Source organism: Streptomyces sp. NPDC002690 (assembly GCF_053592415.1).
Genome location: NZ_JBSFVR010000247.1, coordinates 1 through 11,184, shown reverse-complemented (window position 1 = coordinate 11,184; position 11,184 = coordinate 1). Strand labels below are relative to the sequence as shown.

8 protein-coding genes and 2 pseudogenes are annotated in these 11,184 nt (G+C 63.6%); 3 read left to right on the top strand and 7 right to left on the bottom strand.

What is annotated here, in order from left to right; all coding sequences use genetic code 11:
* Positions 1–71: 71 nt before the first annotated feature.
* The 6 genes and pseudogenes from ACWD3D_RS25660 to ACWD3D_RS25635 all read right to left on the bottom strand — a co-directional run bounded on the left by ACWD3D_RS25660 (position 72) and on the right by ACWD3D_RS25635 (position 5,993).
* Positions 72–611, bottom strand: coding sequence for a hypothetical protein (locus tag ACWD3D_RS25660; RefSeq protein WP_451463146.1), 540 nt, complete (start codon positions 609–611; stop codon positions 72–74).
* A gap of 554 nt (positions 612–1,165) precedes the next feature.
* Positions 1,166–1,908, bottom strand: a pseudogene (locus tag ACWD3D_RS25655) (IS5 family transposase).
* A gap of 245 nt (positions 1,909–2,153) precedes the next feature.
* Positions 2,154–2,879, bottom strand: a complete 726-nt coding sequence (locus ACWD3D_RS25650; protein WP_451463148.1) for a WbqC family protein — start codon at positions 2,877–2,879, stop codon at positions 2,154–2,156.
* 19 nt (positions 2,880–2,898) lie between these two features.
* Positions 2,899–3,036 (bottom strand): annotated as a pseudogene (locus ACWD3D_RS25645) (YdcF family protein); the annotation flags it as partial.
* A gap of 381 nt (positions 3,037–3,417) precedes the next feature.
* Positions 3,418–4,161 (bottom strand): hypothetical protein, encoded by a 744-nt coding sequence (locus tag ACWD3D_RS25640; RefSeq protein WP_451463145.1) that lies wholly within the window; start codon positions 4,159–4,161, stop codon positions 3,418–3,420.
* Positions 4,162–4,337: 176 nt separating this feature from the next.
* Complete coding sequence (locus ACWD3D_RS25635) at positions 4,338–5,993, bottom strand: hypothetical protein (protein ID WP_451463144.1); 1,656 nt, start codon at positions 5,991–5,993, stop codon at positions 4,338–4,340.
* Positions 5,994–6,377: 384 nt separating this feature from the next.
* On the opposite strand from ACWD3D_RS25635, the gene ACWD3D_RS25630 reads away from it, so the two are divergent.
* Genes ACWD3D_RS25630 through ACWD3D_RS25620 form a run of 3 tightly spaced genes read left to right on the top strand, consistent with a single transcriptional unit; the run spans position 6,378 to position 10,227 of the window.
* On the top strand, positions 6,378–7,766 hold the full coding sequence (locus ACWD3D_RS25630; RefSeq protein ID WP_451463143.1) for a 3'-5' exonuclease: 1,389 nt from the start codon (positions 6,378–6,380) through the stop codon (positions 7,764–7,766).
* Positions 7,763–8,476 (top strand): DarT ssDNA thymidine ADP-ribosyltransferase family protein, encoded by a 714-nt coding sequence (locus tag ACWD3D_RS25625; protein WP_451463142.1) that lies wholly within the window; start codon positions 7,763–7,765, stop codon positions 8,474–8,476. The genes ACWD3D_RS25630 and ACWD3D_RS25625 overlap by 4 nt, the downstream gene beginning before the upstream one ends.
* Positions 8,473–10,227: an ADP-ribosylglycohydrolase family protein gene (locus ACWD3D_RS25620; protein WP_451463141.1), complete on the top strand. Its 1,755-nt coding sequence runs from the start codon at positions 8,473–8,475 to the stop codon at positions 10,225–10,227. The genes ACWD3D_RS25625 and ACWD3D_RS25620 overlap by 4 nt, the downstream gene beginning before the upstream one ends.
* Before the next feature lie 138 nt (positions 10,228–10,365).
* Here the strand turns inward: ACWD3D_RS25620 and ACWD3D_RS25615 are convergent, their stop codons facing one another.
* A complete protein-coding gene (locus ACWD3D_RS25615) occupies positions 10,366–11,097 on the bottom strand; it encodes a transposase (RefSeq protein WP_451463147.1) in 732 nt (243 codons plus the stop codon).
* Between the last annotated feature and the right edge of the window lie 87 nt (positions 11,098–11,184).

The window sequence follows — 11,184 nt, the reverse complement described above, 5'->3', positions numbered from 1 at the left end:
ATCCACGGTCGGGTACCCACACCCTCACGAACGGCCGAATCATCACACCGGTAACGGCCTACCAGGACGATTCAGCAAGATCGTGTTACGAGCTCATAGGCCGCAGCAGCTGCACCGTTATTGGGGTCAGAGATCGAGTACCGCAGGATAGCCGCCTGTTGAGGAATCACGCACCCCGGTGCCGTCAGCTCGCGGTCGCAGCGGATCGGGGCCTCGTTGGGGCTGTCCCAATTGATGTTGGGCTGGAGAGGACTAGCACCCGCAGACGTCACATATATGTGGTAGCTGGTTCGGAAGCTGTCGTTCCCCCCGGTGGCCACATTGCTGGTGTAAGTAACAGTGCCGGACGCTTGACCGTTCGGCAGAATCGTCCTTCCACCCACCCACGGCGTTTTGGTGGTCGCGGAGCATGTAGATGTGCAACCAACATCGAAGGCTACATTGAGGCTCGCCACCTTTCCTGTCACGCGGGTCACTTTGACGGTCAGCAGCTCTGAGATTGTTGCAGTGGACTGGCTGAGAGTCATGCTGGAGCTGACGCTCATGATTCCGGTACCCACAGGGACGTTTTTCTCGTCCAGCAGGGTATAGGTGGCCTCCGTTGCATTCATGCACAGGCCGTCGGTCCTGGTCCAAGTCCAATAACCAGGCCGAGTTATGTCGCACGCCCCAGCAGCCGCGACCTGATCGGAGGACTTCACTGTAGGAGTGCTGGCCGCTTCGGGCGCCTTGATCTCGACGCACTCTGTAGTAGCCCCTCCGAGGTCTGCGCGCTCAGCAGAGGGGACCGTCGAGCACGACTTCTCCGGCTCGATTCTCGCACCGCTCGAAGTGGGCTTCGCAGACGGCAGTTCGGAGGCAGAGAAAGTCCCAATCGGCTGCCCGCCCTGCGGATAGTCGGGGTTGTCTGCGGCGGAGGCGTTACCAGCAACGGCGAGCGAAGCCATTGCCGCCAAGGACGCTGCTAGAGAGATGACGTGACGAGTCAGTTTTCGCATCAACTTCCATTCGACCGGAGGTTTCTGTACGCACACGTCCGTGCGCGTACGGTGAAAAGTTACGGACCAGAGGTACGCCTGTGACAGGGGGTGCGGTATGGATGGCCGCGTATGATCGTTTCTTGGCTTGCGATGGCCTCTTGCGTACCGAAATTTTTTACGTTGTCTCACTTGGCGAGACGGCGGTGGCAGATGAGGGTCGCGGCTATGCCGACGAAGGCGAGGAAGTGCTCGGGTTTGCATTCGTAGCGGCGGTGGAGGCGTCGGCAGCCGGCCAGTCAGGAGACGGTTCGTTCAACGACCCAACGGTTCCCTTGCGGGCGATGCGGTGACGTATGCCGCGTGAACGGAGCCATCGCCGCAGGTGGTTGTAGTCGTAGCCCTTGTCCGCATGCAGCTTCGCCGGCCGCCTGCGGCGTGGGCCGCGACGGGAACGGATGGGGATTCCGCGGACGAGCGGTTCCAGTCCCTGGCTGTCGTGCATGTTGGCGCCGAAGATGCCCAGTGAGAGCGGCAGTCCGTTCCGGTCGGTGACTAGATGGATTCTCGATCCCAACTTGCCTCGGTCGGTCGGATTCGGTCCCGTCAGAAGCCCCCTTTTGCCGCCCGGACGCTGACGGAGTCGATCGCGCACCGCGACCAGTCCAGCTCACCCCGCGGCCCCGAGTTCGTCCAGGACCACGCGGTGGAGACGGGCCCAGACCCGGTCCGCGCTCCACTGGGCGAACCGCCGGTAGACCGTCTGCCAGGCCGGGCCGAACACGGGCGGGAGCTGCCTCCACGTACAGCCCGAGGTGGCCACGAAGACGACCGCCGCCAGAACCTCACGGTCACCGGCCCGACGACGGCCCGCGCCCTGCGGACGCCTCACCTCCGTGGGCGGCACCACCCGCCGGAACAACACCCACAACTTATCCGGAACTCATCCGGCACCAACCGCTCAACCAGATCCGTCATGCACAGACCAACAAGCGACCACGCCATAAGAAACGATGCCCGAGTCCGTACGCGATGGTGGACGGCAGAGTCGTACGTGACTGATGACGTTCAGTGGTACGTCCCCGGACGGATACGGTGCGGAGCCGGGCTCCCGGTCTCCCCCGGGCCACCCGGTTCCGCTTCCGGCCGCCCACGGGGACCGGCGACGCCTTCAGATCACACGTCGAGCGGCACCCGCAACACCGGGACGACGCCGGCCGGCAGGGCCTTCAGACGGGCGGCCAGGGCCTCGGGTCCGAGTGCGGCCAGGGCCCACAGGGCACTGATGTGACGGCCGGAGGACCAGATACCGGCGGACGGCGGCCGGAACGGGACCACGGCGATGTTCCAGGCGGCGAACGGGGCGAGGTCGAGATAGGTCATGCCGCCAGTCCCGCACAGATACGCGCGGGCGCCGGTCGCGGCGGCCAGGTCGGCGAGGCGGACGGATCGTCCTGCCCGGGAGGGCAGGCGGCTGCTGGTGAGGATCTGGCCCGGCCAGCCGAGCAGGTCCAGCAGGACGCGGGTGGACATCTCGGCGACCGTCGCGGTCCGGCTGGTGGTGAAGGCGTCCAGCACCGGGTCCAGGATCTGGGCGAGGGCGGGCCAGTGAGGGCTGGCTCCATATTGCTGCCGCAGCATCCCGGCGGTCCTGCGGCGGGCGAGGTCCGGATCGTCGATCCGGGCGTCCCTGATGAGGGTGGGCCGACCGTTCGGGAGGTGGGTGGGCAGGGTGAGCCACTGCTGCCGGTTCGGGTCGTCGAGGTCGGCGAGGCAGGCTCGGTGCTGGTAGTCGCGGCGGGTGAACTGCACGTCGTCCAGGACGATCCAGTAGTCCGCCGCGAACAGCTTGGCCAGGGTGGTCAGCCTCGGGAACACATTGGGCTGATGGATCGCGCACAGCCCGCCCGGGGCGGGCAGGTCACGAGATGAGGCGGCTGGTGAAGTCGTCGCGGATGAGGGATTCGTACGCGGCATGCACGTCCACCGGGACCTCCTGCTCGATGGCGAACCCGAGCTTCGGATACTCGATGACCCGCTGGAGGTCACCGACGAGCATGCACCGTGGTGCCGCGGATTTCGCGCCCCCACGGTCTCCAGCGCCTCCCGGAGCCAAGCGGCGCATGGCTCCCGTCGGCCGGACTTGGTCAACCTCGCCGTACGCGGTGGACCAGGTGTCACGGCGGGGTACGAAGGCGTGCCACTTCTTGACCGCGTCAGTCGACCGGTCCGGGTGCCCTCCAGGTACCGGCGCAGACCCTAGTCCTCTGCGGCCCTGGCCTTTTAACTCCCGTACGGTGACGGTCTTGTCCTGGGGGAGCAGTCCGGCGCTGACGTCGATGATGGCGACCTGGGCGGCCAGATGGCGGGCGGCGTGCTCGTTGTACGCCGACAACTTCAGGTCGGCGCCGCTGACGTCGGTGCCGGACCACCGGCCGGCCTAGAAGCGGCCCTCCTTGTCCAGGTTGATCAGCATGACGATCCACACGGCGGCGGCCCGCACCACGCCCAGCGCCTCAATCCGGGTCAGCTCCAGATCCTTCTGGCCGCCGCCGTGGCGTACCCAAGGCATGGCCGAGCCGTAGTTGTGCAGCTGGTTGATCGCCTGGCACAGCGGGGTGCGCTCCCCCTCGGGGAACAGCCGACGAAGCCCGGAGTTGATGTCCTTCTGCCCGGAGGCGATCTTGATGACGCCTTCCAGGGTGTTGACGGCCAACGCGACGGCCTGGCGATCGTCCCCGGCCTTCTGGGCGGTCAGGGCCTTGGACCAATTGCTCCGGGCGGCGGCGTACTTCCCGGTGAGCAAGGTCAGTGGGCGGACTGTGGTGTCCTGGACGTCCAGTTCCTCGGCCCCTTCGTCGTTCTCGATAAAGGAGCCGTCGACCATCACGAGAGCGATTTCGGCCTCCTTGAGGATCCTGTTGACCCTGTCGTCGTAGGCCGATGATCCCCACATGCCGTTCGGCGTCAGGGCCTGTTCCAGCAGGTCGAAGACCTTGGGGTCCGGCAGCCGCTGCAACTGCTCGTTGACCCATTCGGGCAGGTCCCTGCCCCACAGGCCAGAGGGCACAGGGATGTCGAGCCAGGCGGCAAGGGTCGCAACCGCTTCCTCCTTCAAGGCGTGCACGACGTCCTGGAGTACTCGGCGTAGCCCGGGCGGGGCTACCTCACGTTCGTGACTCATCGTCAGTCCTTGGGCTCGGCGTGGCGCTTCGGCCTTCATTGTCGCCGAGCTGACTGCTTGGCTCGGCCCGTTTTCGCACGAGTGAGCCGCGCCGGATCACGCCGTGGCGGCGGGTGGCGTGCGTTCCCCGCCCGGCGGAGTGGTCCAGGAGTGGTGCTGCCCTGCGGTCCTGGGGATTAGGCCGTCGGGTCAGGGGTCATGCGCTGCCCGTGCGCGTGGCTGAGCAGGTACAACGCCGCTTGCAAGATGAGCGCGACGTGGTGCTTGGGCGGGGTGTCGACCAGGCCGTGGAGGATGTCGTTGCGCAGGTTCATCCCGCGGTCGGGGTCGACCAGGAGAAGTTCCAGCGCTCTGCTCCAGTCCGCCGGAAACCCGGCCTCCGGCATGCGCTGCAAGAGCTTGCCCAGCAAGTCGACTCCACCGGCGCTCGGTCCCCAGGCCACCGAGACGACAGAAATCCGGGAGCGCAGGAGTTCCCGGAGGATTTGCTCGACCTGTGGCAGGGCGACGCACGCCGCGGCGTCAAATTCCCCCAGCCAGTAGTAGCAGAAGGCCCGTGCGAGGGTCCGCGCGCGCGGCTCGGGCAGCACCGCCTCGTGTGCCAGAGCGGCGGTCATCTCGACCTCGTCGGGTCGGAAGCGTTCGTGGATGCGGTCGAGCTGGATTGCGGTCAGGATCCCGAACAGTCCCAGGCCACGGACCTGCATCGACACCGCGAGGTCGTCGTCGGCCTCGTCGGGCGATCGGACGAAGACGGGTCCGGCTGGGTTGATGCGCGAGCGCGGGATCCGCAGCAGGCCCTCGAGCGCGCCGTCGGCCTCGGCCTCGGCCTGCGCGCGCATCGCCGGATGGACGTCCTGCACGGTGCGCCACAGCGCGGTCCGCAGATCCTCGGCTGCATCGACCCGGGCCTGCTGCCCGACGATCAACGCGCGCGGGATGGTGCCCTCGGTCCGGATGGAGGTCCGCTCCAGCGTGGTCTGCTGCAGGGCCATCTCGGCACGGGCCCGCAGGTCGGGCAGTCCCCGCTTCTGCGCCTGGGTTGCTGCCTCCGTCAGGAAGTACAGGCGGCGGTGCCCTGTATCGGCGGTAACGGCGGTGTTGAGGAGGGTGTGGACCACGGCGGCATCGATCTCCGTGTGGCGGCTGGGGCCCGCGTCCTTCCGCAGTGCATTGAGGAAGCCGAGCCGGACGTCCACGTCGCGGGCGAAGAAGTCGGCCGCCCGTTCGGCGAGGTCCGCGACATCGCGCTCCAGGGTCTGCAACGTTTCCAGGACAACCAGCAGGGGTCGCCCATCGTCCTTGGCGCCGGTTAGGAGGCGCTCGGCAAGGGCGAGGGCGTCTTTGGTCGTGCGTTCACGAACGTCGGGCTGCTTGAACTTGAGGGACAGCTCTCCGGCCCTCTTCAGGCACCGGGCGGCCCGCAGCAGCCCGTGGCCGTCCTGGGCGGCCAACAGCAGCTGCACCGCGTCGAGGTATCCGGATGCCGCGCCACGAACTCGGTCGGGTCTACGGCCGTGTCCGGCGTCGAGCAGCAGATGATGAAGGTGGCCACGGAGCAGAGGATCATCCAGGTGGTCTGCGTACAGGCTCCAGATCTCCAACTGGGCCGGCGTGGTGGGCGGAATCGGCGGGGCCTCCCGCGCCTCCCTCCGGTCCTTCAGCACCTCAGACGGTCGGCGGCGCAAGGCCGCGACCAGCGCATTCCGCTGCTCGACGGCCGTACTCGAACCGTCCATGGCCGCGAGGGAGAACGCGGCGGCTGCGTTGGAGACGGCGTCCTTCGCCGCCGCCATGAGCGCTGTCAGCACGCTCGGCTCGATCTGGGGCACGGGACCTCGCTTCGTCACCAGCAGTATCGAGGTAGCCGGTGTCCGAGCGCACCGATTTTCGTGCGCTCCTGGACTTTTCCGGCCGAGAGCACTGCAGCAAGGCGTGTGGCCTGCGCTTGAACATGACGGACATGTTCGGGATGTCTGAGGGAGACGTGGCACGAGTCGGGCATGCCACCGAGCTTTCGCACGGAGACGACAGTGCGGACTGATTTCGGCGAAGCTCGCCCGAACCAGATGGCGGACGGGCATGATCGGTGCTGGAGCCCTCTCGCTCGCCGCTGCTGCCCTCACCGGCGGGCACCCTCAGCGATGTCACCCTGTCCAGTTAGGCTTGGGCTCGACTGCTGAACGACGACCTGTGGGCAGATTTGGGAGGAACAGATGGGTCTGCCGACCCCTGTCGGACGTCAGTCGCACGTGGCCTACCTGCCGCCCACCGGCCACCAGGTCGTTCTGGGTACCGCGGGTACAGGGAAGACCGTTATGGCGATCTATCGGGCCCTGCATCTGTCCAACCCGGCAGTCAACGGTTCAGGACGGACCCTGGTCGTTACGTACAACAATGCTCTCGTTGCGTACTTGAATCACTTGTCGGAGAAATCGTCATCGCAGCTTGACATCTGGACGTATAGCAAATTCGCGCGCGGCTATCTCGCAAGCCTTGGGCTCATGGGGAACTGGAATGACATTGTAAAACCCCTACGCAGGAGAAGTCTGATCTCCGCTGCCGTGCGAGAGGTTTCAACGCAGTACAAGCCCCATAAGTTCTTCAGCCGAGATGTGGGATGGTTCCAGGACGAAATTTCATGGATTGCGGGCATGGGGATCCAGTCGAAGGATGACTACCTCGCGGTTGAACGGCTTGGGCGAAAGACTCCGCTTGCTCTCTCTCTAAGGGAAGTGGTCTGGAAGATCCGCGATCGATACCGGAGCCTGAGGGGCGAGGCTGGGCACAAGTTCGACTGGGATGACATCAGTACGGCGGTTCGCGAGAACCTGGCAGTCGACGGCCGCCCCAGAATGTATCGGCACATCATCATTGACGAAGGGCAGGATCTTTCGCCCGAGCAAATCAGGTCCTTGGCCGAAGCAGTTGGCCCAGAAGGCTCTGTCAGCTTCTTTGGTGATTATGCCCAGCAGATCTATGGTCAGGGCATGTCCTGGAGGACATGCGGCCTTAATGTTCGCCAGGTTGAACAGTTTCGTGACAACTACCGAAACTCAACTGCGATTGCCGAGGTCGCCATTGCTTTGAGTTCCATGCCTTTCTTCGGATCAACTGACGATCTCGTTCCGCCAGTTGCCCCGAGGGCGGTGGGACCAAAGCCGACTCTCGCTCAATGCGAGAGTCGCGACCACGAGGTCGCGGTTGTTCAAGCAGCGGCAAAAAGGCTGGGTGAGGTCGGAACCGTCGCTATCGTTGCCCGAACGTGGGCCGACGTTGATCGCGCATGCAGCGGACTGGGCGCGACTAAGCTCAACGGCGACGTCGCATTCTGGGAAGCGAAGCCCGGAATCTACTGCACGACTTACCACTCTGCCAAGGGGCTTGAGTTCGATGCCGTTTTGATGCCTTTCTGTAGCCCTAGTACCATTCCACTGCCGGATGTCGTGACCTCCCTGGGAGAGGCGGACGCAGCCGAGAGGGAGTCGAAGCTCCTATATGTGGCAATCACCCGCGCGAAGTCGGATCTGTTGATCACGTATACGGGAACTCCCACTCATCTCTTGCCAGACGACCCGTCGCTCTTTGTGAAGGTGGAGCCGTGACAGCCGACTCAACGGATGAAGCAGTCCGGTCTGCTTTGCAGGCATCTGGGGCAACACGCCTGGCCCACTTCACGCCGGCCAGAAACCTCTTGCATATCCTGCGCGACGGAGCGATAAGAAGCAGTAAAGACTTGGCCGACAGTGCGCCAGATCATTTCGATCCCACTGATCGTCTGAGGTTTGATAGGAATCCTGACAAGGTTTGTTGTACGTTCCAGTATCCCAACGGATACTACTTGGCTCAAGCCAGGAACAAGTCGGAATTTATCAACTATCCCGACTGGGTTTGCCTGTTCCTTGACGTTGGCCTGATCCTGCGTCCTGGGACTCTTTTTGCTCCGTGCAATGCGGCATCCCAGGGCGGTGCCTTCCTGAAGCCTGGTGCTTCGAGCCTGGCTGACTGCTTCGCTCCCCAGAGTGGCGGTTGGAGCCGTGGGCCTCGCCACGCGGCCGGCGCTGCTACGAACCTTCAAGCCGAAGCCTTGATTCCAGGGCCGATCGAGCTCTCCTGTATCAGGGGGATTGCTGTTCCCTCTGAGGATGCGGCATCGACCGAGTTCGCCAGGCTAGAGATGTTCGGTTTCAACACTCGGCAGTTCAGCTGGATTGTCGCACCAGTACTGTTTGATAGGGATCAGCTGAGCGCGAGCGTCAGGTTCGGTCGGTCGATCTTGGAAACACCCTGGACACCCCGTACGACGGAGCGATGAACATGAAACTCCCAAGGCCCGCTGATTTGTCAGACCGAGCGCAAGGTCTGATGCTGGGCGCCGCCGTAGGCGATGCCCTCGGCTGGCCTCAGGAGCAGCGCAGTGGAATCCTAGGAGGCCAGAAATCTCGTAGCATCCCGCCTAGCATGACGTTCCGCTCGTGGGCGCGATGGGGAGGGCCTCAATACTCCAAGTACGAGGACAAGGTTGCCGCCGGATCCTATAGCGACGACACACAACTGATTCTCGCGACGGCTCGCGCATGCCTTCACGGCGATGAGTGGCTCGCCTGGTTGAGGGATGTGGAGCTTCCGGCGTGGCCTCTCTACCAACGTGGCGGAGGCAAGGCTGTACTAGCAGCCTGTCGGGCATGGAAAGAGGGCACGCCACCCTGGCAAGGACCACAGAGTAAGGCGCGTTCTTATTTCTCTGCCGGAGCTAACGGCGTTGCCATGAGGATTGCGCCGCACGCACTGGCGACCATCGATGATGACAGCCCGTCGAACCTTATCGGGCGGGTGCTCAATGATGGGATCCTCACTCATGGACACATGCGCGCTCTCTTGGGTGCGGTGGTGTACGGCCTAGTTGTACGTCACACCCTTATCCGTCGCGGTGCAATGGAATACGGTGACCTACTGCACAGCCTCCTCGGTGAGAAGGTTTGGGCAGATCCAGATGTCGTCATCAGTCATCTTCCGCAGGACTGGGTTGAGCGATACGAAATGACCTCTGGGCAATCGGTCGCCGCCGACTGGCGCCGCACTGCTGGCGAGATGGATAAGCTCTTCCAAATCTGTCTCACTTCATTGGAGAGATCTGCTCTTTCAGACGACGAGAAGACTCTGGAGATGCTCGGGTGCTTCGACCCGAAGCAGAACGGCGCGGGAACGGTCACTACTGCCGGCGCGTGCTATCTCGCATCTCGATTCGCCGTGAGGCCGTCGATGGGCCTCCTTAGGGCGGCATTCCTTCGAGATTCAGATACTGACACATTGGCGTCCATGACAAGTGGATTGCTCGGCGCACTGCACGGGTTTGATTGGCTCTCGCCGCTGTCCCGAGATGTTCAGGACTCCGAGTACCTTCAGTTCATGGCCCATCAGCTCATCTCGTCGCCCATGCAAGTTCGGGGTAGTCAGGTGATGATGGAAGCTCCTAACGCTTGGCTGGCGCGACTCGACTCTGGCCAGCCGGTATCGTCTTTTGTCGACGGCAGAGAAGTTTCTTCGATGCGAAGTTTCAAACTGTTTGAACGAAATGCCTTGACTGTCACCAGGTATGATATTGCGATTCGCGATGGTCAGACAATGGTGATTGATGTTCCGTTTAAGCGGGAGAGAGGTCGCCAGGAAGAATTGAATATTCCTGCCGATTCTCGCGGTGTGACCAAGGCTGGGCGTGATGAGTCTGGCCCTAGCTCGTCCTTTACTCGTATTGCTATTCCCGTGGCCAGCCTCGAAGCAACGCGGCGATTCTATGGGGATATTCTCGGGCTTGCCATCCAGTGGAGCGACCGCGCGGTATATCTCAATCCCTGGTTGGCTCTGGTGGAAAAGTCCGAACTGTCTACTTCCGGTCCGGTTGCCCCGATGCAGGTCACGGTTCATTCGTCTAGCCCTGCAGATATCCGCAGGTCGGTTTCCTCTCTCGGTGTTCGCGTTATGCCGCCTGGGCCGCGTGATATTGAGGGGTCTCTTAGGGTTCTGGATCCCGACGGGCATGAAGTTCTTGTCTGGCCGAAGCAATAAATCCGCGAGTCGAGGTGGATGCAAGGTGCTGTCGGCACTGCTTCGCTACTTCTACGAGCAGCGCAAGAAGTAAGGGCTGTCCCGTAAATTATCTCTGAGTGGTCTCGGGCAGGGTGGGCTGCTGTACGGCTTGGTGGCCTATCCGGCGAGGGCGAGGTTGTGCATCTGTGCGATTCCGAGCATGGCGTGATGAACGCCCTCGCCTTTGAGACGGCAATCGCGGAGGATTTTCCAGGTCTTCATGCGGGCGAAAACGTGCTCGACACGGGCGCGGACCTGCTTGTGGGACTTGTTGTGGGCCTGCTTCCAGTCGGGCAGTTCCTCGCCCTTTCGACGGCGGTGGGGCATCACGAGTCCGGTGCCCGGATAGCCGCCGTCGGCGATGGTCATGGTTGCGCCGACGGCGGCCTTCGCTCCGGACTCCTCCCATGCCTTGCAGTCGTTGCGGTTGCCAGGCAGGGGCCGGCCAACTACCACGACGAGGCGGGTGTCGGCGTCGATGACGACCTGGTGGTTGGTGGAGTACCGGTAGTTCTTCGACTGCTCGGCGATGGTGTGATCGCGGGTGGGCACCAGGGTGCCGTCCACGATCAGTACCGTGTCCTTCGCAAACTGCTTGCGGAGCTGGAGGGCGAGCATCGGCCCGAGGCGATCGATGATCCGGTCCGCCGCCGACTTGGAGACCCCGAACAGCGAAGCCAGTTGGCGCATGGTGAGGTTCGTGCGCCAGTACGCCGCGACCAGCAGAGCCCGGTCCTCCAGGGGCAGGCTCCACGGCCGGCCCTTACGAACCGCGTCCGCGCCCTCGCGGCGCAGAACCGTCACCAGCTTCCCGAACAGACGAGGGCTCAGCCCAGTGAACGGGGCTATCCAGACACCTCAGGGTCTTAGCTCGTCAAGTCGCACGCTCCCAGCCGCTGTGTAGCCTGTCGATCTGTTCGAACGGGATGAGGAGGC

Coding starts and splice junctions, on each gene's coding strand:
- ACWD3D_RS25620 (WP_451463141.1), top strand. CDS start 8,473: ATGAACATGAAACTCCCAAGGCCCGCTGATTTGTCAGACCGAGCGCAA.
- ACWD3D_RS25660 (WP_451463146.1), bottom strand. CDS start 611: ATGAATGCAACGGAGGCCACCTATACCCTGCTGGACGAGAAAAACGTC.
- ACWD3D_RS25630 (WP_451463143.1), top strand. CDS start 6,378: ATGGGTCTGCCGACCCCTGTCGGACGTCAGTCGCACGTGGCCTACCTG.
- ACWD3D_RS25640 (WP_451463145.1), bottom strand. CDS start 4,161: ATGAGTCACGAACGTGAGGTAGCCCCGCCCGGGCTACGCCGAGTACTC.